The organism is Nitratireductor sp. CH_MIT9313-5, from assembly GCF_037029545.1.
In the GTDB taxonomy this organism is placed as follows: Bacteria; Pseudomonadota; Alphaproteobacteria; order Rhizobiales; family Rhizobiaceae; genus Chelativorans.
Genome location: NZ_JAYMER010000016.1, coordinates 23127 through 47414, shown reverse-complemented (window position 1 = coordinate 47414; position 24288 = coordinate 23127). Strand labels below are relative to the sequence as shown.

Here is a 24288-nt window from a genome sequence, read left to right as displayed (position 1 = left end):
CCTACCTTTCAGACCCGTTCCAGAAGCAGCGCCGCGCCCTGCCCGACGCCGACACACATCGTGGCCAGCGCATAACGCGCGGTGCCGCGCGCCAACTCCAGCGCAGCCGTTCCGGCGATCCGCGCCCCTGACATGCCCAGCGGATGACCAAGGGAGATCGCCCCGCCATTGGGGTTGATCCGCGCGTCGTCATCGGCAAGCCCCAGCGCGCGGGTCACGGCCAGCGCCTGCGCGGCAAAGGCCTCGTTCAGCTCGATCACGCCGAGCGCGTCAAGCTCGATTCCAGCGCGGGCCAGCAGTTTGCGCACCGCGGGCACCGGCCCGTAGCCCATGACCCGCGGCGCGACCCCCGCCGATGCCGCCCCTCCGATACGCGCAAGCGGGGTCAGCCCGTGGCGCCGCGCCGCCGCCTCGGACGCCACGATCAGCGCCGCGGCCCCGTCGTTGACGCCCGAGGCATTGCCCGCCGTGATCGAGCCATCGGGCCGGGTGATCGGCTTGAGCCGCGCGAGATCTTCCAGCGAGGTTGCGCGCGGATGTTCATCGACGCTGACTTCGGCGGTCTTGCCGCGCCCGAGCGGCACGCTCAGCGAGACGATCTCGGCCGCAAGCCGCCCGTTCGCCTGCGCCGCCACCGTCCGCCCTTGCGAGCGGAGCGCGAACGCATCCTGATCCTCGCGCGAGATGGCATGTTCGTCGGCAAGGTTCTGCGCCGTCTCGGGCATGCTGTCGGTGCCGTAGGCGGCCTTCATCTTCGGGTTGACGAAGCGCCAGCCGATGGTCGTGTCATGGATCTCGGCCGCGCGGCCCCAGGCATTGGCCGATTTCGGCATCACGAAAGGCGCCCGCGTCATGCTTTCGACGCCCGCCGCGATGGCCAGTTCGATGTCGCCGGCCTGCACCGCGCGGGCCGCCGCCGCCACGGCTTCGAGCCCCGAGCCACACAGCCGGTTGACGGTGACGCCCGGCACCGTTTCGGGCAGGCCGGCCAGCAACAGGGCCATGCGGGCGACATTGCGGTTGTCCTCGCCCGCCTGATTGGCACAACCCATCCAGACCTCTTCGACGGCAGACGGGGCAAGCCCAGGGTTGCGCGACAGCAGGGCGGCCAGCGGAATGGCGGCCAGATCATCGGTGCGCAGCGGTGCCAGCGCGCCGCCATAGCGGCCGATCGGGGTGCGGATGTAATCGCAGATGAACGCGTCGGTCATTCGGTCCTCGCAAGTTCGGTCAGGCTGCGCCCTTCGGTGACGGCGCGGCGCAGGATTTCGGGGATCGGCCAGGATAACGGGTCTTCGACGGCAAGCCGTTCAAGGCGGGCCAGAAGGGCGGCCAGGCCCGCGCGTTCGGCCATATGCATCGGGCCGCCGCGCCAGCGCGGAAAGCCGTAGCCATGGATCAGCACAAGGTCGATGTCGGCGGGGCTGTCGGCGATACCCTCTTGCAGGATGGCCAGCCCCTCGGATGCCATCGCGGCCATGGCGCGCGCGACGATCTCATCGGGCCCGAAACTGCGGCGCGTGATGCCCGCGCGGCCGCTTTCGGCCTCCACAAGCGCGTTGATCCGGGCCGAAGGGGTCTGGCCGGACGACCCGTAATCATACCAGCCCGCGCCGGTCTTGCGGCCAAGCCGCCCGGTTTCCTCGACGATGCGGTCGGCGGTCGGGATGTAGCGGATCGCGGGATTGTCGCGCCATCCCAGCCGTTTGCGATTGGCATAGGCGATGTCGAGGCCGGACAGATCCTGCACCTCATAGGGGCCCATTGCCATGCCAAACTCGCGCAGCGCCGCGTCCACCTGATCGGGCAGGGCGCCCTCGATCAGCATCACGTCGCAGGCCTGCCGATACCGGGTCAGGATGCGGTTGCCGATGAACCCGTCGCAAACCCCGGCCAGCACCGGCAGCTTGCCCAGCCGCGTGGCCAACTCCAGCACGCGGGCCAGCGTCTCGGGCGCGGTGGCCCGGGCGCGGATCACCTCGACCAGTTTCATCACATGGGCCGGGCTGAAGAAATGCAGCCCGACGAACCGCTGCGGCGCGCGCAGGCCCTCGTTGAGGCGGTTTGGATCGAGATAAGAGGTGTTGGTGGCGAGAATGGTGGTTTCCGGCAAGGCGGCATCGAGCGCGGCAAAGACCTGCCGCTTGACCGCCAGATCCTCGAACACCGCCTCGATGGCGATGTCCGCCGCGGGCAGGCCATCATAGCCGACAACAACCGGGATACGGGCCTCGCCCGCCGAAGCCGCGCGCGCCTTGCCGCGTTTCACAGCGTCATCGAACAGCCGGATGACATTGGCACGCGTGCGTGCGGCGGCGGCGTCATCCACTTCGACGAGCGTTACCCTGATGCCGATCGTATCGAGGGCATAGGCAATGCCCGCACCCATCGTGCCGCCGCCCACGACCACTGCCGTCGCCAAGGGTCCGGATGCAGCCCCGAGCCCCCTGCTGCGCGCATTGGCCGCGCGTTCCGCGCAAAAGACATGCTGAAGCGCCAGGTTCTGTTCCGATCCACGCAGTTCCAGGAACGCCGCCCGCTCCGCCGCGAGCCCCTCGGCCATCGAAAGCCGGGCGCTGTCGGCCACAAGGGCGATGGCACGCGCCGGGGCCACTTGTCCGCGCTGCTTTCTGGAAGCGGTCGCAACGGCGCTCGAGACCGCATCATCGTCGGCAGCAGGCGCCGGGCGCGCCGAAACGGCCGGATATTCAGACAGGGCCGACGGCGCAATCGTTCGGGCCGCGGCCACCGGGTCGGCCTCCACGGCGTCGACAAGACCGAGTTTGATCGCGGCGTCAGAGCCGATAGTCCGCCCCTGCGCAATCAGTTCCAGAGCCGGGCCGATCCCGATCAGGCGGGGAAGCCGCTGAGTGCCCCCGGCGCCCGGCACCAAGCCCAGCGAGACCGCGGGAAATGCAAACGTGGCATCCGGCGTGGCGATACGCATGCGGCAGCCAAGCGCAAGTTCCAGCCCCTCACCCAGGGCCACGCCGTTGATCGCGGCGATGACCGGCACCGGAAAACCTTCGATCCGCGCGATTATCTCAGGCATACTTGGAACATCGGGCGGCGCGTCGCCCTCTTTCACATCCGCGCCGGCAACGAAGGTTCCGCCCGATCCGGTCAGGATAACTCGTTGCACCGCCGCAGCCTCGACCGCATCCAGGGCCGCTACAAGATCCTTGCGCAGCGTGATGTTCATGGTGTCGAGTGGCGGATTGTCGATCGTGATCAGTGCAACATCGCCGGAGATCTCGGTTCTTGCGCTCATCCGTGCGCTCCGCTCTGACTTGAGTCGAAAGGCGAATGGGCGGCCGGTCGCCTTTGCGGCAATCCCGTCCAGCGTCCCGCAAACTGGCCGATCGCGAAAATTTCCGCTTCGTCGTCGAGATTCGCGCCCATAACGATGTGAAATACGCCACTTTTGCCGCGACGGGATACCTGATTGGCGCGTGCGAAAAGTCGGCTTCCGCCGGGGGTCGCCCGCAGAAACGACAGGTTCGATTCCGTCGTTATGATGGGGCCATCGTAGTAGCCTGCCGCGCCGAAAGCCATGTCGGCCAGCGTCCAGACGGCCCCGCCGTGGGCACTGCCATGACAGTTCATCGCCCGCGGCGATACCGGCATGGACACGAGCGAACACCCGGGCTGCAATTCATGCAGCCTGATATTGAGGGCAGCGGAAAATGTATCGTCTCGCAGGAGCGTTTCGACACGCCGGGCAAGGATGTCGTGATTGGTGGGGTTTTCCATCCTTCGGCAGTTCCTATCCTTCCCTAAGGGCAATCGCATTTGACCTTGGCGCGGTCTTCGACGTGAACATATAGCGAACGACATGTGCGTTGTCGTCGCGTTCGTTGCTCCCGAAGGACGTCGAAACACCTCGGGGCGACGTGTCAGAGCCATATGCGATTCCCCTGTCCTTCCCTTGACGCAGCATCCCGGCTGCGCTGGCCCGCTTCGGTCAATATCCCGGAGAGCACATTGTCGACGTTGTGATTGATGTATTCGTCCAGTGTCAACCGGGATTTGTAAAACCAGCTTTTCAGCGCCCAGCCATGCGCAATAAGCACGAGTTGATAGGTCAGGACATCGACGTTCACGGGGCGGATCAACTTCTGGCTGATACACGCTTTCAGCGCATCCGAGATGATCGAGTTGGTTTCGATCTCTCGCTCTTGTATTAGAAGCTGTCGCTCTGACGACAATGATTTTGTGGAGCGATAGGCAAGCACCGTGGCAGAACGGTGCTGGTCCACGACCCGGCAATAGGCATCTACAGCGCGGATCAGGCGCTCGAGCGGATCGGTTATCCCTTCGATTGCTTTCGGAATTTCGAGGGCGTAGCCCTCCAGAACCTGCAAAAGCACCAGAAGAAGGACATCTTCCTTCTCGCGGACATAGAGGTAGACGAGGCCCGGACTGACGCCCGCCAGCTTGGCGATTTCCTTGATCTTGGTGCGATAGAAGCCCTGATCGGAAAACAGCTTGGTCGCCGCTGCGACGATCTGCTTGCGCCGACGATCGACCAACTCGGGGTTCTCTACATGTGATGTGATATTTGTCTTGTCGATTTCGGTTGTCCCTTACTTCCCTTGACGCATTTCAAGGCTGTCATCCTGGTCGAATCCCGACCCGAGTTCGGCGGTCTCGAAAGGTGCCCCGAACGCGAGGTAACCGCCGTCAACGGGAATTACGGTACCGGTCATGAACGACGCGTGCGGCCCCGCGAGGAAAGCGATCACGTCAGCTATTTCATCCGGACGAGCAAGGCGGCGCATCGGTGTGCGTGAAACGATACCCTCCTCGTCGAGCTTTCCGCTGCGGATCAGACCGTCGACAAGATCCGTGCGCACGTAACCCGGCGCGACCGCGTTCACGCGAATACCCGAGGTGGCCCATTCGCAGGCCAGCACCTTGGTCATCATGTTTATCGCGCCCTTCGCCGCTGCATAGCCTATGCGGTTCGGCGTGGCGACGTGCCCGGCGACCGAGGACAGGTTGATGATGGCGCCGCCTCGAGAGGCAGAGTGCGGCGCGATCATCGCCCTGGCCGCCGCCCGGGACATCAGGAAACCGCCCTCCACATGCACCGAAAGGGTGTGGCGGAATCGTTCGGCCGTCTGATCCAGTGCCGGCACGGCGCCGTCGCCGCTTCCGGCGTTGTTGACCAGAACGTCCAGCCGCCCGCAGCGCGCAACCACATCGGCAACCATCGCATCGGCCAGTCGCTCCGATGCGACATCGCCGGGAACCGCCGCATGATCTGGACCGAGGCGCCGGGCCGTCCGATCCGCCGCTTCCGGGTCGAGATCATTGACAGCCACAAGGTAGCCATCGGCCGCGAGCCGGGTCGCGGCGGCCAGGCCAATGCCCGCCCCCGCCCCCGTGACCAGCGCGACGCGTCGGCTATCGCTGGCGGTCGCCGTCATCAGCGGAAGCGACCAAAGTCGGGCTTGCGCTTTTCGAGGAAGGCGTTGCGCCCTTCCGCAGCCTCTTCCGAGTTGACGAAGCTCGCCAGCCCGTCCGCCGCCATTTTGACCTGCCCGAAAATATGGGCGCTATCGGCGTTGAAGGCATGCTTGAGAAACTTGATCGCCGTGGGACTTAACGCGACCGCCTGCGCGGCCATTGCGCGCGCCTCTTCCATCAGCTTGTCGGACGGCACCACCTTGTTGACGAGGCCCCATTGCAGGGCGGTCTGAGCGTCGTATTGCTGGCAGAAGAACCAGATCTCGCGCGCGCGCTTTTCGCCCACCGTGCGGGCCAGATAGGCCGAGCCCCAGCCGGCATCGAAGGAGCCTACGCGCGGGCCCGCCTGTCCGAACCTGGCGTGATCGGCCGCGATCGTGACATCGCAGATGACATGGATCACATGGCCACCACCGATCGCATAGCCGTTCACCGCACAGATCACCGGCTTGGGAATATTGCGGATGACCATGTGCAGATCGTCGATTTCCCACAGCCCGTTTTCCGAAGTGCCGTAGGTTCCCTTTTCGGCCATTTCCTTCTGGTCGCCGCCGACGCAGAAGGCCTTGGTCCCGGCGGCGGTCAGGATCACGGCCCCTGCGCCCTTGTCCGCCCAGGCACGCTTGAAGGCATGAATCAGTTCTTCGATCGTGCGGCCGCGGAAACAGTTCAGCCGGTCGGCGCGGTTGATGGTGATCGTGGCGATGCCCTCGCTCACCTCGTAAAGGACGTCGGTGTAGTCCATGGGTCGTTCTCTCCTTCGTATTTTGTGTTCAACCGAGAATGACACGCGCCGGGTCGAACCCGCGCAGCAGCCCAATTTCCTCGGGTATGGGGGGGGCGTGTCGGATCAGGTCGGGGCGGTAACGCAGCTTGCCCCCGGTGGCGGCATCAATGGCTGCGCGCGCCTCGGCCTCTGCATCGGGCGTGGCCATGATGCCCGCAACCTCGAGCCTGCCGTCCTCGCCCCGTTCCAGCCAGCCAAGATCGGTCGCAACCCCGGCCAGGGTGCGGATCGGCGACGTGGTAAAGGGTAGCCGATCAACATAGCGGCCGGGTTTCAGCGGCATGACGATCATGACCTCGGACGCCCCTCCGGCAAGGTCGTTCGCCCCACCCGAGCCGACGATCAGTCGGCCATCGCCGGTGCGGGACGAGTTGATGAAGCCCCTGCTGTCGATCTGCCCGGCCGCGAGCAACGACAGGCAGCGCTTGGCCCGCGGCCCAGCCAGGACGCCGAGCGTCTTCAGGAACGAGGCATGAAAACGCGACGATGCCGCGTTCGGACGGTTGAACAGATAGGGATCGCCGGTCACGGGGCGAAAGCCGACCATGCCGGTCTCGGCGATCAGCGCGACGTCGAGGCCGCGTTCCCGGCAGAGGCGTTCGGCGCCCCAGGCAGCCAGATGTGACAGGCCAATGCCGGCGAAGAAGCTTTCCGCACGGCCGTCGACGGCACGGGCCTCGGCCATGCGCATTGCCAGAACCGCAGCGCGTTCTTCGGCCGAGGCGGGCGCATCGGCATCGCGCGGCGTGGCCGAGACCGGCAAAATCGCGGCTTCTCGCAGGCTTTCCAGCCGCTCTGCTCCCAGTCGGGACAGATAGGACGCATGATCACCATTGAAGACCCAGTCTTCGATCCAGCCGCGCAGCGCCTCAGGATCGCGCGACAGTTTCCGAAGGTTCTGGCGGAAATCATAGTCCTCTGCATAGGACGGGACTCCCTCCTCTTCGGTCCAGACAAACTGGCCCTGTGGATGCGCACCGAAGGGTGCCTCGACCACGGCGGCGACGAGGTGGCCTGGAATACCCTGCCGGGGACCAAGCGCGCGCAACTGGTCCGGGCTGACCACGCGCTCGGCGGTGACGATCACCTTGCGCGCAGCAAAGGCGGCCCAGCTTTCCTCGGCATCGGGGCCGTGGATTACGGCGTTGCCCCCGGTATCGGCAATCGGGGCATGCAGGAACGCCACGTCCGGCACCAGTGCGGGAATGACGGCCTGTTCGTTGCCACCAAATGGGTCCCTGACGAAGGCCCGCCCCTCGGGCCGCCAGAGATCGGACCCCGCCAGACTGTTGACCGGCACGAAGGGCCAGCCCATGGCCCCGGCCATCAACCGGAGCGTCATCGTCAGGTTGGTCCAATCCGGATCGCTCTCGGGGTGGGCGGAATAGGCGTCTTGCAGCACGCGCGAGGGGGACGGTGACGGATACGTATTGCCGGCGAACGCGCTTTCGAGCTTTGCGACCACGCCCGCAGAGACCAGAACAGACGCATATTCCAGAAGTCCCGTCGCCACGAGTGTCAACGATCTGGTGTCGCGGAACTGGCGCGCGACCTCGTAGACCGCGGCATGGCTGCGGTTGTGAGTGAACCCGAAGCAGAGCGTGTCGCCCGCGCACACATGCGCCGAGATAGCGGCTTTCAGGGTCGTGGTCTTGTCCTGCCGTGCCATGCTGCGAGCCCCGCCTTAGTCGACCATGGTCAGGCCGCCGGAAACCGACAACACCTGCCCGGTGACAAAGCTTGAACGATCCGAGGCGAAGAAGAGAACGCCGTCGGCGACCTCGGACGGCTTGGCCACCCGCTTCATCGGGATCGCGTTCTTCAGCGCCTCCTGCATCTTTTCGCTCTGCGACGCGAACAGCGGCGTGTCGGTCGGGCCGGGGCAGATGCAGTTCACGCGGATGTTCTTGCGGGTCATTTCGCGCGCAAGGCTTTTGGTGAAGGCGATGATGCCGCCTTTGGCGCCCGCATAGACCGTCTCGCCGAACGAACCGACGCGACCGGCATCTGACGACACGTTCACGATCCGGCCCGAGCCGCTTTCGATCAGCAGCGGCAGCAGCGCGCGTGTAAGTTGAACCGGACCCATGAAGTTGATCGCCATGATCTTGGCCCAGTATTCAGGCGTGTTATCCATAAACGGCTGGATGATGTCCCAGCCGGCGGCGTTCACGAGGATGTCGAGGCGGCCGAATTCCTGTTCGATGCGACCCGCGAGCGACTCGCAATCCTCGCGCGAGGTCACGTCGAGCTTCATGAAATGCGCGTTCATCAGCGCCTTGGCGGCCGCCTCACCGCCGGCTTCGTTGATGTCCGTCAGGATGACCGTGCCGCCGGCCTCGACGAAAGCGGCCGCGCAGGCATTGCCGATGCCCGATGCGGCGCCCGTGACGAGGATGGTCTTGCCCTTGAAGTTCATGGATATCTCCGTTGTAGGGTCGCGAGCCTCAGCCCGCCTTGCGTTGAAAGAACCCGCGCACGCGGCTGCGCGCTTCCTCGGTGGGAATGAGAATTCCTGGTGCGTCGAGTTCACGTGCAAAGCCGTCGCGCGTCGGGTCGCTATAGGCCGCGATGCAGTCCTTCGACAGCAGGAGCGCCTGCCGCGAGAGACCCGCAATCCGCCCGGTGATCGTCGCGATTTCACCGTCGAGCGCCTCGGGCGCACAGCTCCACTGGACGATACCCAGGCGCGCGGCCTCGGCCCCGTCCACGATCTCGCAGCCAAGGATGATGCGTGCCGAAACCCCCGGTCCGCAGATCCGTGTAAGGCGCTGCGTCCCGCCCGCCCCGGGGATCATGCCGACGCGCGCCTCGGGAAGGCCCAGCCTAGCCCGGGTCGTCGCGAGGCGCAGATCGCAAGCCAGCGCCATTTCAAGCCCACCCCCCAGCGCGGGGCCGTCGATCGCCGCGAGGGTGATGGCTGGGAAGGCCTCCAGCCGGTCAAAGATCGCGTGCAGCGACTTGACATAGGCCCTCATCGCCTCGACGCCGTCCGGGGCGTCGAAATATCTGGCGATCTGCGCGAGGTCCGCACCGGCGCAGAAGCACTTCTGGTCCGAACGGATCACGAGAACGGTAACGGCCTCGGCCTCGGCCCGGTCCAGCGCCTCGCGGAAGGCCGCCACGAACGCGGCGTCGATCGCGTTCACCGGCGGTCGCGACAGCGTAAGCGTCGCAACGCCATTGGCAGCGGAATAGCCGATCATGGCTGCGTCCCTTCGTCTTGCTCCGCTAGCCGCTGGCGGATGATGAATTTCTGGATTTTCCCCGACGGATTCATCGGCAGTTCGGGCCAGATCTCCAGCCGCTCGGGAAGCTTGAACTTCGCCACGCCCTTGGCGACCAGGTAATCGGCCATGTCGGCAAGAGTGACGATTGCACCGGGCCGGGTCACGACCACGGCGCACCCCGTCTCGCCCAGTCGGGGATGCGGAATTCCGACAACTGCGGCCTGGCGAATGGCCGGATGCGCGACGAGGTAATCCTCGACTTCGCGGACCGAGATGTTCTGGCCGCCGCGCACGATGATTTCCTTGAGCCGCCCGGTGATGCGAAGCGAGCCATCCGGCAGAAGACGCGCCAGATCGCCGGAATGGACCCAACCATCCGCATCCAGCGCGCGGGCCGTCAGTGCGGGCTCGCCGAGATAGCCGATGAACGTGTTGGGACCGCGCGACCATTCCTCGCCGATCTCACCCACGGGACAGTCGCGCCCGTCGTCGCCCACGATGCGAACCTCGATGCCCGGGAAGGGGCGCCCGTCCGTAGTCCAGGCGTTTTCGATCGGATCGTCCGGGAATACCATCGTATGGGGGGGGCTTTCCGTCGCGCCATAGATCGAAAGGATTCTGAAGCCTGCATCGGTCGCGGCACGGGCCAGGGCCTCGGGGATTGGCGCGCCGCCGCAAAGAAAGTAGCGAAACGCCGGCAGAGCGATAGCATCCTGGCGAACAGCATCCGCGATATCTGCGAGGAACGGCGTTGCCCCCATCGTCCATGTGGCACCGTGATCCGCCATCTGGCGGGCCGCAACACCACCCTTGAAGACGTCGAGGAGCGAAAGCGTGCCGCCTGTCATCAGCGTCATGACGACACCGTGCATGAAGCCGGTCGTGTGCGAGATCGGCGATGCCATGAAGGAGACATCGTCCGGACCGGCGTCGAGCGCCGAGGCCAGAGAGCGCTCTCCGAAAAGAATCGTGTTGTGGGTATGGACAGCGCCCTTGGCGCGCGACTCGGTGCCAGATGTGAACAACACCGCAGCGGGTGCGTCGGCATCAACCTGTGCGTCCGGGACCGGCGATGAGGCCAGCGCCGCCTTCCAGCCGATCGTGCCGGGCGCGGGGGCGTCGCCCAGCATCAGGACGGCGCGCCCCCGCATCTGCTCTGCCGGCATTTCGGCGAGGACAGCGCGGAAGTCGGTGCTGCGGAAACTGTCTGTCAGGATCACCGCGCGGCTGTCGCAGGTTGCGATCGCGTGGATCAGATCGGCACGGCCATAGGTAACGGGCACGGGGTTCACGACAGCGCCGAGCCGAAGCACGGCGAGAAAGACCGTGACGGTCTGACACCAGTTCGGAAGGCAGACGGTCACGACATCGCCCTGTTCGACACCCAGGACCGCGAGCGCACCCGCAACACGCGCGGACTGCTCGGCAAGATCGCCGTAGCGCAGGACGGCACCCGATGCGTCCCGGACTGCGATCTTCTCCGGGTGGCGCGCCGCGGCGGCCAGGATCAGGCCGGGGATTGTGTCGTCACGCCAGTCGCCGCGGGCACGATAAAGCGCGGCACGGGTGGGATTGGGTGTGGGGAATATGATCATCTGATGTTCCCCGATTGCGGACGTCCGGCAATATGGGCATGGATCGAGCCGATCAGCCCACCGTCGACGAGCACGTTCTGCCCGGTGATGTATCCGGCCTCGTGAGAGATCATGAACTCCACCAGCCCCGCGAGGTCGCGCGCCGGATCACCGATGCGACGCATCGGAACCAGTGCCTCCCGCGCCGCCTTCTTTTCGGGGTCGGCGTAGATCGGTGCGGTCATGGCCGACAGGAACAGCCCCGGCGACACGCAGTTGGCCCGCACGCCGGACTCGGCCCATTCCAGGGCCAGTGTCCGCACCATCATGATCAGCGCCGCTTTCGAGGCGCTGTAGGGACCCGTGCCCGGATAGGGCTCAATTCCCGACATCGAAGCGACAGCCAGAAAGCTGCCCTGCGATGCGAGAAGATGGGGGTGGGCGGCGCGCGCCAAAAGCCACGCGCCGCGCACATTGACGTCAAAGACCCGGTCCCAATCGGCCTCGGCGCTGTCCGTCAACCGGCCGGCGATCGAGATGCCGGCGTTCGATATGACAGCGTCGAGACCGCCCAGGGCATCGTGCGCTTCCGCAACGATGCGCTGCGCCGTACCCGACTCGCCAAGATCACCGCTCAATCCGACCGCCTCGGCCCCCGCGGTGCGGGAGGCCGTGACAACGTCGTCCAACTCCGATGAGGGCCGCGATGCGCAGAGCGCAAGCGCGTTGCCCTTGCGGGCAAGCCTGTCGGCGATGGCGCGACCGATGCCGCGGCTGGATCCGGTGAGCAGGATACGCATGGGACGAGAAACTCTCCTAGAGTTTACAGGCCGGGTCGGGTGCGGGCACCGCTACGTCGGGACCGTAGGCCTTCACCACCTCGATCACGGGGCCGTCGTCCGTTGCGACCGCGCGGCCGAGATAATTGGGCAGGAGCAGCTGGTGATCCTCGGCGCGCATCGTCACCTCGCCGAAGACGGTATCGACGCTGATACCCGGAAAGGCTGCGGCGATATCGCTCGGCGCAACGCTGCCCGATTGTTCGACCGCCCCGAAAATGGCCTGCATGCCAGCGTAGGTCTCACCCTCGTAGTTGGAGGGCGGGGCGCCGTACTTGGCAGTCCAGGCCTCGACGAAGGCCTTGTTCTCGGGTGTGTCGATGGTGGCCGTGTAGTTCACGTTACCCCAGATGCCGATGCCGTCTTCCCCGATCGTCTCAAGTATCTGGTCCACGACGAAGTTGTGGCCAAACATCGTAACCTGATCGGTCAGGCCAAACTGCTTGGCCTGTTTGGCGAAGTTGATCGCATCGGCACCCGACAGCGCGACCCAGATTCCCTCCGCGCCGCTGTCGCGCAACTGGGTGATGTAGGGCGCGAAGTCGGTGGTGCCCAACGGGGGGAACACCTCGACCTTGATATTCTTGCCAAGCTCTGTCGCGACCTCCTTGAATGCCTCGGCCGAGCCACGGCCCCAGACATAATCTGCGCCGATGATCGACCAGTCCGCCTCGGCCTGTTCGCTCAGCCAGGGCCGCACGATGGCAAGATCCATCCCGTCCGAATGGTTGGCGCGGAACATGCGGGGATGGCAGCTGTCGCCAGTGAGCTTGGGGCTCTTGTTCACGACCGAGACATACACCGCGTCCCACCGATCGAGCTGCGACGCAAGCGCCAGGCCCACCGCCGATGAGATCGGGCCTGTGAGGATGCGGTAGCCACTGAGAGCCAGCTTTTCTGCGGCGCGACGCCCGGCATCGGGGGTGCCTTCGGTGTCCCCGACCATCATTTCGACCGGATGGCCCGCGATGCCGCCATTGGCATTGGCTTCTTCGACCGCGAATTCAACCGCACGCACGACCTGGTCGCCAAGGATCGTGTAGGGGCCGGTACGCGAGGTAGGCACGCCGATCTTCAGCGCTTCCTCCTGGGCCATGGCACCGCCCGCAAGCGTGAGTGCCAGGGCCAACGCGGTTCCGCTGGTCAATATTGTCCGTCTATTGAACATGGTCTTCCTCCTTCTTCGGTGAATGCCTTGGTTCGCCCTCCTCCTGGCGAAGCCGGGCTACTGCATGATGCGGGCCTGCAAGGTTTCCCGGTCCACATCCTTCATCAGCCCTGTTTCCGAGACGTGTCCCTTGGACAGGACGTAGAATCGTTCCGCGAGGTCGAGCACGAGGCGCAGGTGCTGTTCGATGAGAAGGATCGCGACGCCGGTCTTGGCGAGATCCCGCAAGAGTTTTTCCATATCATCGACGATCACCGGCGCGAGGCCCTCGGAGGGTTCGTCGAGGATCAGCAGGTCGGGGTTGGCCATCAGAGCGCGGCCGATCGCGAGCATCTGCTGCTGCCCGCCGGAAAGGGTCGTCCCTGGCGAGCGGCGGCGTTCGGCCAGCATCGGGAAGAGGCCGTAAACCCGGTCGAGCGTCCATTCCCCCGGCCGCCGAAGCGCCGCGCCGAGCTTGAGATTCTCCTCGATCGAGAGATTCGGCAGGATCATCCGCCCCTGAGGCACCACCGCGATGCCGTGCATCGCGCCCGTATGCCCGGCGAGCTTCAGCAGCGGCTCTCCACGCATGTGTACCGAACCACCGCGCAGCGCGGCGATGCCCAGAAGGGTGTTGACGATGGTTGTCTTGCCGACGCCGTTGCGTCCGACGACCGCGACGCGCTCTCCGGAACGAACCGACAGATCCACGCCCTGCAGAATATGGGCTGATCCGTAGTAGGCGTTAACGCCCTTGAACTCGAGAAGGGGCGCGGTCATGCCGTGCTCCCGAAATAGGCCTCGATCACGGCCGGATTGTTCCTGATATCGGCGGGGGGGCCTTGAACCAGGAAACGGCCTGAGGCGAGCACGGTCAGCACCTTGCAGACGCGGAAGATCACATCCATGTCGTGCTCGACCAGAAGCACCGCGACGTTCCAGCGTTCGGCGATCTCTTCGAGATGGCCGGAAAGCACGGCGGATTCCGCCGCGGAAAGGCCGGCGGCGGGTTCGTCGAGCAGCAGGACGCGCGGATTGCCTACGAGTGCAAGCGCAAGGTCGACGAGGCGTTGCTGGCCATAACTGATCTGCTCCGCCTCAGTGTCGAGGACAGCTCCGAGGCCGAGCATTTCCACCAGTTCGCCCGTATTGCCTCCGCCGGCGCCATGGTTGGCCAGCTCGATCTGCTCGCGCACCGTCAGGGCCGGAAATATCGAGGTGCGCTGGAAGCTGCGCGAGATCCCTGCCCGGCGCATCGCGGAAGGGCTGATCCCGGTGATTTCGCGATCCTCGAAGAATACACGGCCAAGCCCCGGCGTCCGGCCCGAGACGACATCGATGAAGGTGGACTTGCCCGCCCCATTTGGTCCGATCAACCCGTGCACCTGGCCGCTTTCGAGAGTGAGGCTCACGTCCTTCAACGCGACGACTCCGCCATAGGTCTTGCCGATGTTTTCGCAGCGGAAAAGAAAGCTCATTTCCCGCCCCCGTTGCGCTCGCGTCCGGAGATCCGGGCGCGCAAGACCTTCGCCACACCCGTAATGCCGCCCGGCCAGGCCACGGTGACGGCGATCAGGATCACGCCGAGAACCGCGAGCCAGTGCTCGGTCAGGTCCGACAGCCACTCCCGCAGAAAGAAAAAGACCAGCGCGCCCGCGACCGGCCCCCAGACCGCGAGCGATCCGCCGAGGATCACCATGATGAGCGCGTTGCCGGAGAAGGACCAATGCACGATTTCGGGCGAGACGAAGCCCTGGTAGAGCGCGAAGAGCACTCCCGACACACCCGCGATCGTCGCGGATGTCGCGAACACTGCGGCCTTGAGGATTTTCGTCCGGTAGCCGAGGAACAGCACCCGTTCTTCGTTTTCCCGCACGCCGATCGCCAGACGCCCGGTCCGGCTGGCCTCGAAGAGATAGATCAGGATTACCAGCGCAGCGAGGATAACCGACGCAATGATAAACATCCCGTCGGGCGTCTGGTAGGTGCGGCCTGGCAGCCCGAAGAGCGATCTTGGCAGGGATACGGTCAAGCCGTCGGCGCCCGAGGTGATCGCGCGCAGTTTCGAGATCGCGACATAGAAGAACTGGCCGAGCGCCAGTGTCAGCATTGAAAAGGCGATGCCGTTGAGTTTCCCGACCACCAGTCCGATCACGAAAAACAGCGCGAACACCGCTACGAGCACCAGCCATATGCCGACCTCTGCCGGAATGCCGTGTTGAAATAGCAGTGCCGTTCCGTAGGCGCCGAGCCCGAAGGGCGCGGCATGGCCGAAGCTGATCAGATCGGCCGTGCGGGCCAGAAAGCCGACCGACAGCGCCAGGATCGAGATGATCGCGGCCTGAGCAAGAAGGCTGAGTGTGATCCGCGAACCGGTCGCGGTCAGGATTACGACAGTTGCTGTCAGAATCGCGAGAACGATCAGGCCGGACGGCCGCAGGATCGGGCTTTCGCGGAAGGAATGGGCAAGGGTCTGGTTCGCCATTGCTCACACCTTGTTGCCAAGAATGCCCTGAGGGCGAACCACCAGAACGAGCGCCATCAGCAGGAATGGGAACAGCGCCGCAATCTCGGGCAGATAGACGACACCGAATGCCTGAATCTGACCAAGGATCATCGCCGAGATGAAAGCACCGCCAAAGCTGCCCAGCCCTCCGATCACCGAGACGACGAAGGACATGACAAGAATTTCCGCACCCATCGACGGATTCAGCGACAGGAAGGGTGCGGCAACAATCCCGGCGACCCCCGCGAAGGCGGCGCCCAGCCCCACGACAAGCGGCCCAAGAACGTTCGTTCGCACACCGCACATGGCCGCAACCACCGGAGAATGACTTGCAGCGCGCACCCAAAGGCCGGAACGGCTGTAACGAAGCCAGATCACCATACCGCCCGCCATCACGGCACTCGCGAGCACAATGAACAGCCGGTAGATCGGAAACGGCGCACCTGCGATCTGGACCACACCCGAAAGCAACGCGGGCGGGTCGATCGCATAGTTCCTGGTTCCCCATACGGTCCGCACGAAATCTTCCAGAATCAGCATGACCCCAAACGTGACCAGCACGGTCACCAGCGGATCCCGGTCAGCGAGCTTGCGAAATACGACCAGGTCGAGAGCGACGCCCACCGCGATCAAGGCCGCCGCCGCCGCAACGATTCCGGGAAGGAAACCGGCATGGATCGCAACGCTGTAGCCGATATATGCGCCCAGCATGTAGAAGGCGCCATGCGCAAAGTTCACGACGCGCCGCAACCCGTAAACCAGCACGAGTCCCGAAGCGAGAACGAACAGAAGGCTGCCGTAGACCAGCCCGTTGAGCGCGTTGATGATCATCCGGCGCTCCCCGGTCTCGATATCGGCTTCGTTAAAGTATCCATCTCCTCCCCCCGGCTTCTGAATGCCTGTTCATTCATGTAATCCGCAACAGGACACGGCCCGCCTAGAGCCTGCGTGCGATGAGTTCGCGCATGATCTCGTTCGAACCGCCATAGATGCGATGCACGCGTGCATCCGCCCAGGCCCGGGCGATCGGGTATTCCCAGATATATCCATACCCACCATGCAGTTGCAGGCACTGGTCCAGAACCCGCCCCATCAACTCCGTGCACCAGTACTTTGCCATCGCGGCGACGGCGACATCCAATCGCTCCTCGTTCACCTCGCTCAGGCAGCGGTCGATGAAAACCTGCGCGATCTCGATTTCGGTCTTGATCTCGGCAAGCCGAAACCGGGTGTTCTGAAAGTCGGCGATCGGTGTTCCGAACGCCTTCCGTTCGCGCGCATATTCCTTGGTCCACTCCAAAGCCGCAGCCGAGGTCGCAACCGCCCCGATGGCGATCTGCAGACGCTCCCAGGCGAGTTCCTTCGACAGGAGCGGGAATCCCCGGCCCTCTTCGCCAAGAATGTTCGAGGCCGACAGCCGAACGTCGTCGAAGAACAGCTCGCAGGTGTCCTGCGCCTTCATGCCGATCTTGTGGAAATTCTGCCCCCGGCTGACGCCGGCCCGGTCGGCCTCGACCACGACCAATGTCAGATCCTTTGTCGCGGCCGGGTCGCCCGACTTTGCCGCCACGACCAGAAGGTCGGCGCACTGCCCGTTCGTGATGAACGTCTTTTGCCCGTTCAGAACAAGTTCGTCACCGTCGCGACGAAGATGCGTCCGGATCGACCTCAGGTCCGATCCGGCCCCCGGCTCGGTCAGGACGATCGCGCCGATCAGATCACCGGCCACCATGCCTGGAAGCCATTGGTCCTTCTGCGCCTCGGTGCCGTAGTACAGAATATAGGGCGCCACGATGTCGGAATGTGTCGAGAACCCCGGCCCCGACAGGCCAAGACGCGCCTGCTCCTCGATCAGGATCGCCGATGCGATCCGGTCGACACCTGCTGCGCCGTATTTCTCTGGGAGCGTTACGCAAAGCAGGCCAGTCTCGCCCGCCCTCTTCCAGACCGATCGAGGCGCAACACCGGATTTTTCCCAATCGGAATGATACGGCGCGACTTCGGTTTCGAAGAACCGCCGCGCCGTGTCACGGAGCATGTGATGATGCCCCGCAAAAATCTGACGCTCAAGAATGGTCAAGTCGGTCTCCTCCGCCTCATCCTAATCTCCAGATTTGGCACCCCATAAATGAATGATGGTTCATTCAGAGTGTCGAGGCAACCCCCTATCTCGGATGAATGCCAATGAAATGGCCCGGCCGCACAGGTGATCCGAGTGGCAACGTCGTGGGGACTGACGGATTTAACCGAAGCGTTCAAGCGGTGATGGCGTGTCGCCCATGCCTGCGCCCCATGCCGCTGCGTGCTTGATCGAGCATCTGGAATCCGCCGCACTGTCAGGCACACGCAACTTTCCCCAGGGGGATGGACGAATAACGTGGCGTCAGTCCAGAAAAGACACCACTGACGGCACCCCAGCCCGGCTGGTTCGGAACCCGTTGACCGGATGCGAGGTGTCGGCATATCCGAAGGACACGACACAGACGATCAGCCTGTCGCCCGACAGTCCGATCGCATCGGCGACGTAGTGGCCGTATCTGGCCGGCGCCGCCTGTGGAATCGATGCAATCCCGAGGCTCGTTGCCGCGTTCAGCAGGTTGGACACATAGCCGCCGCAGTCGACGGCGCCGTAAGTACCGAGGTTGCGGGCAGTCGAAATGACTGCGACATGCGGCGCGCCGAACAGCCGGAAATTGTCCATGTGCTGTTCCCGCCGGCGTTCCATGTCATCCCGCGCGATGCCGACGCTTTGATACAAGGCCAGTCCGCATTCGCGCCGGCGCTCTGCATAGACCCCGTCGTAGCTGGCCGGGAAATCGATGTGAGGCTCGCTGCCCCCCTGCTCTGCCATTTCGACAAGGCCCGAGCGGAACCGCTCGAGGGCGTCTCCGGACAGCAGGGCCACGTGCCACGGCTGGGCGTTGCACCACGACGCTGTGCGCTGAGCAATTCCGAACATGGCCTCGAACTGCGCGCGCGGCACCGGGTCCGGGCGGAACGCGCGGCAGCTATAACGCTGCTCCAGAATGTCGGAGAGCACCTCGAACCGGTTCACGACAGCGTCCACCCCATCGCATTGACCGGGCGCAGCAGGCCATGTCATCATTACTCGGCTGCGGCAGCGGACTCGAGGATCGATTCCAGCAGGTCCTGCGCCGGCAGGCCCTCCTCGGTCGCGCTTGCAACCCAGGCGATCCAGCTAGGCTCCGCGGCGGCTTCAATGACGGCGCGGACCTCGTCGGTCAGCGGAACCCGGGTCAGGCCGGCCTCCTCGAACGCAGCCTCGTTTTCGATGTCCACCTCGCGGTATTTCTCGATCTGATGCTCGTAACCCGCAGCGATACCTTCCCTCAGCAACTCCTTGTACTGATCGGGAAGCGCTTCATAGGCATCCTTGTTGACAGCAGAATGACAGACGGTGGCACCGAGGCCCCAATTGTCCGTCACCCAGTCCGCGATTTCGTGCAGGCGATAGGACGCAAAGGCGTAGGTGTAGGGGAAGGTCGCGGCATCGATAAGGCCGCGTTCCATCGACTGGAACATGTCCGGCGCGGTCACGACCGTGATGCTTGCGCCGAGCGCGGACATCAGCTGGCCGACACCCCCGACCGAGCTGATGCGAACGCCCTTCCATTCGCCCAGCGTATCCGGCGGCTCACCGGTACCCATGGCTTCGTAGCTGGGCATCAGGATGCCCATCAGCGGGACTGTGTTCCATTTCCCGAATTCTTCCTGAACGACGGGCAACTGGTAGTAGTCTTCGACAACCCTGGCCCGCGCTTCCAGCGACGCGATCGGCAGGAAGGCGAGGTCGAGGCCGCCGAGGGCCGGTGTCTTGTCGGGATGGTAGGAGGCGCAGAACGCGCCTGCCTCGAAGGCCCCGATATGCAGCCCGTCGAGGTTTTCCCGCGAAGAGGACAGAACCTCGCCGTACTGGAGGGACATCTCGAAATTGCCGTCGGTCTTGTCCGAGACGTATTGCGCGAGCCCCTCGATTCCTTCCGTAAAGCCGCGCCGCGCACCCCAGAGCGAAACCAGCCACTTGACCTCGGGGCCATCAACTTCCGCCGCCTGCGCCGGGGCCGCCGGTATCGTGGTCAGCAAGCCGGTACTGGCGGCGAGCACGGCAGCAAGTCCGATCTTGGTGATAGCCTTGGATTGCATCAGGTCGTCCTCCCTTTTTCTACGCACATTGAGCAACAAAGGTAGCGAGATTGCAATAAAAAATCTCATAAAGTGAAACGTTTTCCTTACCGATCACTTTATCATGTTCGGCAGGAACAGGATCAGGTCGGGGAACAGGATGATGATGGCTATGATGACGATCTCGCCGACGAGGAACGGCGCCACACCCTTGAAAACCTTGTCCAAAGGAATGTCTGGCCGGATGCCGTTCACGACGTAGCAGTTCAACCCGACCGGCGGTGTGACGACGCCGACCTCGATCAGTTTGACCAGCAGGACACCGAACCAGATCGGATCGTATCCAAGCCCGACAATGGCCGGGTAGACCACCGGCAACGTCAGCATCATCATGCCCATACCATCCAGCACCATGCCCATCAGCAGGTAGAGGATGACAACGGCCAGCAGGATGACCCAACGGGGCACATCCAGGCCGACGACGGAATCGGTAATGATCCCGGGCAGCCCGGTAAAGGCGAGGAACCGCACGAAAACCAGCACCCCCCAGATCACCATGAAGATCATCACCGTGGTCTTCACCGTGTCCAGCAGTCCGAGGCGCAGGTCGGCAAAGCTGATCTTCTTTGCCAGCGCCATGACGAACATGATGGCCGTGGCGACTGCGGCGGATTCCGTCGGTGTCATGATGCCGAAGTAGATCCCGACAAGAATGACACCCACGACCAGCATGATCCCTGCAAGCTGCGGGATTGTCTTGATCTTTTCCATCATCGTCGTCCGCTCGAGCCTGGGCGCGAGACTTGGTTTGACGGTGACTACGATCGTGATCACCAGCAGGTAGACCACAATGGAAATCAGACCTGGCACGAACCCGGCCAGCAACAGCGCGCCGATCGATTCCTCCACGAGGATGCCATAGATCACCAGAATGGCACTTGGCGGGATCAGCGCGGCCAGTGTGCCGCCGACGGCCACGACGCCCGTCGCCAATGCCTGATCGTATCCGCGTTTTTCCATCTCGGGCAGGGCAAGCCGGGTGAAGACGGCCGTGCTGGCCGTGCTGGCGCCCGACACGGCGGCGAACCCGGCGCTGGCGAAAATGGTGGCGGTCGCCAGCCCGCCCGGCGCACGACCAACCCAGACCCGAGCGGCATTGTAGGCCGATGTCGTGATCCCTGCATGCATCGCGAGAAACCCGATGGCGATAAACAGGGGCAACACGCTCAGCGAGTAATGGGCGGATTCCGAATAGGGGATGATGCCGGCCAGGCCGACGGCCACGTCGAACCCGCGGATCATGATCAGGCCGCAGATGCCGGTGAAGGCGGTCGCGAAGGCCACCGGAACGCCAAGGACGATAAGCGTGATGACAAGGGCTATGCCGATATAACCGAGTGTGACGGGATCCATGTTCAGCCCTCCTGCGGGGTTTCGTGCGACTGCGTCTGCAGCACGTCCGATGTGTCGCCGGGAACGGTGAACAGCCGCAGCGCCTCCAGCGTCTGGAGGGCCAGACGCGCCAGAAGCAGACCCAGCGCGACCGTCACGCAGGCTATGCCGATCCACAGGGGGATGCCGATCTCCCCCGTATCGCCGCCGAGGGTCAGGGATCGCTGAAGGTTCATGTAGCTTCCCTTCAGGTAGACAAAGACGACGAACATGCTCACCGCGTAGGACAACGCCTCGACCAGCCACTTGGTGCGGCCGCGCATGTCCCGAGTCAGCAGCGTCATGCGCACGTTGCCGAACTTGCTCTGGCAATAGGCAATCCCGAAGGCGGCGATCGGCGCCATGAGCTGTTCGACGATATCGAGGTTGCCATGAATGGGATTGTTGAAGACAGACCGCCCGACAACCTCCACCACCCCGAGGACCATGAGGACGAGGACCAGCACACCGGCGGCATAGGCAATCAACGCTTCGAACGGCCTCAGAAGCCTGTCGGCAAGGCCGGTTACAGATTTCATCGAGGATCCTCCCTTTTCTCGGTCCCACCCGGTGCGGCATGGATGAGATCGTTCCATCCGGCCGTTCAGGCGGCGTGCGTAGTCCTCATGGCCACGGGGCCGGCCCTTCACCCGGGGACAGGTTCCGCCTCGGCGATCGGCCTGGCGCCGCCGAAATCGTCTTGCCGGTGTTCCGGCGGGCCTTTGCGCAGGTGGTTCTCCAGCAGAACCGGCGCGGGTCTGGCACAGCCAGGGCCATGGCGCCGAATGGTCGCGCGGCTGCAGATCAGCCAGGCGTTGGCCGTGCCACTGCCCGAATTGGTTTCCCTCATCAAGGCACCGACATCATGGCGGGAGTTCGATCTGTTGTCGAACATGATCCGCTTGCGCTGCCCGTCTTCGCACCGCAGTTGGAGTGCGGGCCAATCGCTCAGGATCGGCACACCCGGTTCCAGCGCAAACTGCGCCCGCCGTGAGGCCAGCGCATTACGGCTTGTAACCTGCACGCCCCGGCCGAAGCGCAGCACTTCAGTCGCGTGGCGGGCCAGCTTCTTGGCGGCGCGGGCCAGGGATTTCAGAGACCTGGTCGCATTGAACAAGTGCTTGATGTCGGTATTGGAACAATTGAACATCATCCCCATGAAGGGGATTGTCTGCAACGGTGGGCGCAACCGCTTGATGTGCCTGCTTGTTTGCGGGGAGTCGCAGGTCGTGGCCAGGAACGGCCGACCGATATCGACACCGCCGCCATACTGCGGACGGTAGCCGGGATGGAGCGTCGGGACGAGTTTCACCTCCGTCTCGCGTTCCAGGAAGTCGACCGCCTCGGGCCCGGTGTCCGGATAGGTATCGACCGCCTGCGAATCGAATGGTTGCCCGCTTCCACCTGCGGACAGGTGGGCGCCACCTCGACCGTGTCGGAGGCGTTCTGATCCCTGCGGCACTTGTTTCCCCGAACCCATTGGACACCGCCCGAAAAAACCTTCGCAGCACCGAAGACGGGAGCCTTTTCGACGACGATGACGTTCGGCCCCGCGCGAGAACGGGTGATCGCCGTCGTCACGCCGCCGGCGCCAGATCCGATCACCGGAACGTCACATGTTCTGTCATTGGTTACGATAGCCGTCTCCCCCCCGTCCTGTGCAGGATACCGGTATGTTACCCAGCACCTCTCGCCCTGGAAGACTCCATTGCGATAAACAATCTCATTTTGCAGGATAATTACCGAATATTGCAGGTGCGTCAAGCGCCGGAAAGCGCGGGTGGGCTGCAGGGGACTCGCGTTTGGAACTGGGGCCGTGAACGGTTGAACTTGCGTCTGACGGAGCGATGGATTCTGAGGCTTGGGTGTCAGTTCACGGAGCCCTTGCCACCATGCAGATTTTCCTGTCCGCCTTCGATGACGTTTTCGATGACGTTCCAGATCCACGCGCCAGCAACGCGCGGCATGACCTTGGCGAATTGCTCGTCATCGCCTTCGTGTCGGTGCTGTGCGGGTCGAGTTCCTGTGCCGAGATGGCTGCGTTCGGCCGCGCAAAGGAGAGCCTTTTCAGGGACTTCCTGAAGCTCAGGCATGCCATCCCGTCGCATGATACCTTCTCGGAGGTCTTCAGGATGATCGACCCGAAGGCACTCGATGCCGCCTTCGGCAAGGTGCTTGCCGATATCGCCGCGCTTCTCGGGGACGGCGATGTGATCGCCATCGACGGCAAGGCGTTGCGCGGCGCGCGCGACAGGACCGAGAGCGCGCGGACGCGGATGATGGTCTCGGCCTACGCGGCCCGGCTGCGCCTGACGCTGGCGACGGTGCCCGCCGACCGGGGCACGGAACTCGATGCGGCGATCGAGGCGCTGGGGCTGATCGCGCTCCGGGGCAAGGTGGTCACCGGCGACGCGCTGCACTGCAATCGCCGAACGGTTGCAGCCATCAACGCCGGCGGCGGCGACTGGTGCCTCGCTCTGAAAGGCAATCAGGAGTCGCTCCTGTCCGACGCTCGCGGCTGTTTCACCGGCCTCGAGGCGGCCCATCCCGAAGCGGTCACCGCGGAGGCCGGACACGGCCGCAAGGAGACCCGAAAAGCCCTCGTGGTGTCGGCCAGGGCATTGGGAGATTACCATGAATTTCCGGGCCTCAAGGGGTTCGGCCGGATCGAGGCGACCCGGGAAACGGACGGCAAGGTGACCTCCGAAACCCGGTTCTTCGCCCTGTCCTGGATGCCTGCGCCCGAGGTCCTGCTGTCCACGGTCCGCGATCACTGGGCCATCGAGAACGCCCTGCACTGGCAACTCGACGTGTCGTTCAGAGAGGATGCCGCGCGCAGCCGGAAGGACAACGGCCCGGGCAACCTTGCCGTCTTGCGCCGCCGCGCGCTCGACGTCGTCAGACGGGGCACTTCGAAAGGCTCGCTCTCCATCAAGCTCAAGAAAGCTGGTTGGAGCGACGACTACTTACGGAGCATCCTCAACGGCTTGGCCGCTCCGTGAGGCAAACGCGATTGCCCTGAGGTGGGCTGGGGCACGGCTTCGTGAGACAGTCCCGAGCGCCGCACGACAAGTGTCGCCGGGGACAGGGGCATCGCGGCGAGTAGTGGATCTGCGCAACCGCGCCGAAGGGAGGCGGGCCGGATCGGCCCGCCTTTCA

At 64.2% G+C, this 24288-nt stretch carries 23 protein-coding genes and 1 pseudogene; 1 reads left to right on the top strand and 23 read right to left on the bottom strand.

Annotated features, from left to right (window positions below; all coding sequences use genetic code 11):
* Positions 1-8: 8 nt before the first annotated feature.
* The 23 genes and pseudogenes from pcaF to WA367_RS18175 form a co-directional block, all read right to left on the bottom strand.
* The gene (gene pcaF, locus WA367_RS12795) at positions 9-1211 is read right to left on the bottom strand and encodes a 3-oxoadipyl-CoA thiolase (RefSeq protein ID WP_336057170.1); all 1203 of its coding nucleotides are present in this window, start codon (positions 1209-1211) and stop codon (positions 9-11) included.
* On the bottom strand, positions 1208-3271 hold the full coding sequence (locus WA367_RS12790) for a 3-hydroxyacyl-CoA dehydrogenase NAD-binding domain-containing protein (RefSeq protein ID WP_336057169.1): 2064 nt from the start codon (positions 3269-3271) through the stop codon (positions 1208-1210). Before WA367_RS12790 ends, pcaF begins: the two co-directional genes overlap by 4 nt.
* On the bottom strand, positions 3268-3753 hold the full coding sequence (locus WA367_RS12785) for a PaaI family thioesterase (RefSeq protein ID WP_336057168.1): 486 nt from the start codon (positions 3751-3753) through the stop codon (positions 3268-3270). The genes WA367_RS12790 and WA367_RS12785 overlap by 4 nt, the downstream gene beginning before the upstream one ends.
* A 143-nt stretch (positions 3754-3896) precedes the next feature.
* Complete coding sequence (locus WA367_RS12780) at positions 3897-4532, bottom strand: TetR/AcrR family transcriptional regulator (protein ID WP_336057167.1); 636 nt, start codon at positions 4530-4532, stop codon at positions 3897-3899.
* A gap of 54 nt (positions 4533-4586) precedes the next feature.
* Positions 4587-5432 carry an SDR family NAD(P)-dependent oxidoreductase gene (locus WA367_RS12775; protein ID WP_336057166.1) on the bottom strand — a complete coding sequence of 282 codons (846 nt, stop codon included), beginning with the start codon at positions 5430-5432 and terminating at the stop codon, positions 4587-4589.
* Positions 5432-6217: an enoyl-CoA hydratase-related protein gene (locus tag WA367_RS12770; RefSeq protein WP_336057165.1), complete on the bottom strand. Its 786-nt coding sequence runs from the start codon at positions 6215-6217 to the stop codon at positions 5432-5434. Before WA367_RS12770 ends, WA367_RS12775 begins: the two co-directional genes overlap by 1 nt.
* A gap of 28 nt (positions 6218-6245) precedes the next feature.
* Positions 6246-7928, bottom strand: coding sequence for a CoA-transferase (locus WA367_RS12765; RefSeq protein WP_336057164.1), 1683 nt, complete (start codon positions 7926-7928; stop codon positions 6246-6248).
* A 15-nt stretch (positions 7929-7943) separates the two neighbouring features.
* Entirely contained in the window at positions 7944-8678 is a 735-nt protein-coding gene (locus WA367_RS12760) for an SDR family NAD(P)-dependent oxidoreductase (protein ID WP_336057163.1), read from the bottom strand.
* A gap of 28 nt (positions 8679-8706) precedes the next feature.
* Positions 8707-9465, bottom strand: a complete 759-nt coding sequence (locus WA367_RS12755) for an enoyl-CoA hydratase/isomerase family protein (protein WP_336057162.1) — start codon at positions 9463-9465, stop codon at positions 8707-8709.
* The gene (locus WA367_RS12750; RefSeq protein WP_336057161.1) at positions 9462-11084 is read right to left on the bottom strand and encodes an AMP-binding protein; all 1623 of its coding nucleotides are present in this window, start codon (positions 11082-11084) and stop codon (positions 9462-9464) included. The genes WA367_RS12755 and WA367_RS12750 overlap by 4 nt, the downstream gene beginning before the upstream one ends.
* A complete protein-coding gene (locus tag WA367_RS12745) occupies positions 11081-11863 on the bottom strand; it encodes an SDR family NAD(P)-dependent oxidoreductase (protein ID WP_336057160.1) in 783 nt (260 codons plus the stop codon). The genes WA367_RS12750 and WA367_RS12745 overlap by 4 nt, the downstream gene beginning before the upstream one ends.
* A gap of 16 nt (positions 11864-11879) precedes the next feature.
* Positions 11880-13070 carry an ABC transporter substrate-binding protein gene (locus tag WA367_RS12740; RefSeq protein WP_336057159.1) on the bottom strand — a complete coding sequence of 397 codons (1191 nt, stop codon included), beginning with the start codon at positions 13068-13070 and terminating at the stop codon, positions 11880-11882.
* Positions 13071-13127: 57 nt separating this feature from the next.
* Positions 13128-13829, bottom strand: a complete 702-nt coding sequence (locus tag WA367_RS12735; RefSeq protein WP_336057158.1) for an ABC transporter ATP-binding protein — start codon at positions 13827-13829, stop codon at positions 13128-13130.
* Positions 13826-14527 (bottom strand): ABC transporter ATP-binding protein, encoded by a 702-nt coding sequence (locus tag WA367_RS12730; RefSeq protein WP_336057157.1) that lies wholly within the window; start codon positions 14525-14527, stop codon positions 13826-13828. Before WA367_RS12730 ends, WA367_RS12735 begins: the two co-directional genes overlap by 4 nt.
* Complete coding sequence (locus tag WA367_RS12725; RefSeq protein WP_336057156.1) at positions 14524-15534, bottom strand: branched-chain amino acid ABC transporter permease; 1011 nt, start codon at positions 15532-15534, stop codon at positions 14524-14526. Before WA367_RS12725 ends, WA367_RS12730 begins: the two co-directional genes overlap by 4 nt.
* 3 nt (positions 15535-15537) lie before the next feature.
* A complete protein-coding gene (locus tag WA367_RS12720; RefSeq protein ID WP_336057155.1) occupies positions 15538-16386 on the bottom strand; it encodes a branched-chain amino acid ABC transporter permease in 849 nt (282 codons plus the stop codon).
* Between the two features lie 106 nt (positions 16387-16492).
* A complete protein-coding gene (locus WA367_RS12715; protein ID WP_336057154.1) occupies positions 16493-17635 on the bottom strand; it encodes an acyl-CoA dehydrogenase family protein in 1143 nt (380 codons plus the stop codon).
* 303 nt (positions 17636-17938) lie between these two features.
* Positions 17939-18610: a nitroreductase gene (locus WA367_RS12710; protein ID WP_336057153.1), complete on the bottom strand. Its 672-nt coding sequence runs from the start codon at positions 18608-18610 to the stop codon at positions 17939-17941.
* A gap of 50 nt (positions 18611-18660) precedes the next feature.
* The gene (dctP, locus tag WA367_RS12705) at positions 18661-19719 is read right to left on the bottom strand and encodes a TRAP transporter substrate-binding protein DctP (protein ID WP_336057152.1); all 1059 of its coding nucleotides are present in this window, start codon (positions 19717-19719) and stop codon (positions 18661-18663) included.
* A 93-nt stretch (positions 19720-19812) separates the two neighbouring features.
* Positions 19813-21111: a TRAP transporter large permease gene (locus tag WA367_RS12700; protein ID WP_336057151.1), complete on the bottom strand. Its 1299-nt coding sequence runs from the start codon at positions 21109-21111 to the stop codon at positions 19813-19815.
* Between the two features lie 2 nt (positions 21112-21113).
* Positions 21114-21668 (bottom strand): TRAP transporter small permease subunit, encoded by a 555-nt coding sequence (locus WA367_RS12695; RefSeq protein ID WP_336057150.1) that lies wholly within the window; start codon positions 21666-21668, stop codon positions 21114-21116.
* Between the two features lie 107 nt (positions 21669-21775).
* Positions 21776-22609, bottom strand: a complete 834-nt coding sequence (locus WA367_RS12690; protein WP_336057149.1) for a hypothetical protein — start codon at positions 22607-22609, stop codon at positions 21776-21778.
* Positions 22610-22611: 2 nt separating this feature from the next.
* Positions 22612-22710, bottom strand: a pseudogene (locus WA367_RS18175) (hypothetical protein); the annotation flags it as partial.
* 311 nt (positions 22711-23021) lie between these two features.
* Here WA367_RS18175 and WA367_RS12685 point away from each other — a divergent pair.
* The gene (locus WA367_RS12685; protein WP_336057148.1) at positions 23022-24131 is read left to right on the top strand and encodes an ISAs1 family transposase; all 1110 of its coding nucleotides are present in this window, start codon (positions 23022-23024) and stop codon (positions 24129-24131) included.
* Positions 24132-24288 lie beyond the last annotated feature (157 nt).

Excerpts from the sequence above, each read along its gene's own strand:
- WA367_RS12720 (WP_336057155.1), bottom strand. The coding sequence starts at position 16,386 with ATGATCATCAACGCGCTCAACGGGCTGGTCTACGGCAGCCTTCTGTTC.
- WA367_RS12735 (WP_336057158.1), bottom strand. The coding sequence starts at position 13,829 with ATGACCGCGCCCCTTCTCGAGTTCAAGGGCGTTAACGCCTACTACGGA.
- WA367_RS12700 (WP_336057151.1), bottom strand. The coding sequence starts at position 21,111 with ATGGATCCCGTCACACTCGGTTATATCGGCATAGCCCTTGTCATCACG.
- WA367_RS12695 (WP_336057150.1), bottom strand. The coding sequence starts at position 21,668 with ATGAAATCTGTAACCGGCCTTGCCGACAGGCTTCTGAGGCCGTTCGAA.
- WA367_RS12685 (WP_336057148.1), top strand. The coding sequence starts at position 23,022 with ATGCAGATTTTCCTGTCCGCCTTCGATGACGTTTTCGATGACGTTCCA.
- WA367_RS12790 (WP_336057169.1), bottom strand. The coding sequence starts at position 3,271 with ATGAGCGCAAGAACCGAGATCTCCGGCGATGTTGCACTGATCACGATC.
- WA367_RS12775 (WP_336057166.1), bottom strand. The coding sequence starts at position 5,432 with ATGACGGCGACCGCCAGCGATAGCCGACGCGTCGCGCTGGTCACGGGG.
- WA367_RS12750 (WP_336057161.1), bottom strand. The coding sequence starts at position 11,084 with ATGATCATATTCCCCACACCCAATCCCACCCGTGCCGCGCTTTATCGT.
- WA367_RS12755 (WP_336057162.1), bottom strand. The coding sequence starts at position 9,465 with ATGATCGGCTATTCCGCTGCCAATGGCGTTGCGACGCTTACGCTGTCG.
- dctP (WP_336057152.1), bottom strand. The coding sequence starts at position 19,719 with ATGCAATCCAAGGCTATCACCAAGATCGGACTTGCTGCCGTGCTCGCC.
- pcaF (WP_336057170.1), bottom strand. The coding sequence starts at position 1,211 with ATGACCGACGCGTTCATCTGCGATTACATCCGCACCCCGATCGGCCGC.
- WA367_RS12725 (WP_336057156.1), bottom strand. The coding sequence starts at position 15,534 with ATGGCGAACCAGACCCTTGCCCATTCCTTCCGCGAAAGCCCGATCCTG.
- WA367_RS12690 (WP_336057149.1), bottom strand. The coding sequence starts at position 22,609 with ATGGGTTCGGGGAAACAAGTGCCGCAGGGATCAGAACGCCTCCGACAC.
- WA367_RS12765 (WP_336057164.1), bottom strand. The coding sequence starts at position 7,928 with ATGGCACGGCAGGACAAGACCACGACCCTGAAAGCCGCTATCTCGGCG.
- WA367_RS12760 (WP_336057163.1), bottom strand. The coding sequence starts at position 8,678 with ATGAACTTCAAGGGCAAGACCATCCTCGTCACGGGCGCCGCATCGGGC.
- WA367_RS12730 (WP_336057157.1), bottom strand. The coding sequence starts at position 14,527 with ATGAGCTTTCTTTTCCGCTGCGAAAACATCGGCAAGACCTATGGCGGA.
- WA367_RS12740 (WP_336057159.1), bottom strand. The coding sequence starts at position 13,070 with ATGTTCAATAGACGGACAATATTGACCAGCGGAACCGCGTTGGCCCTG.
- WA367_RS12770 (WP_336057165.1), bottom strand. The coding sequence starts at position 6,217 with ATGGACTACACCGACGTCCTTTACGAGGTGAGCGAGGGCATCGCCACG.
- WA367_RS12745 (WP_336057160.1), bottom strand. The coding sequence starts at position 11,863 with ATGCGTATCCTGCTCACCGGATCCAGCCGCGGCATCGGTCGCGCCATC.
- WA367_RS12785 (WP_336057168.1), bottom strand. The coding sequence starts at position 3,753 with ATGGAAAACCCCACCAATCACGACATCCTTGCCCGGCGTGTCGAAACG.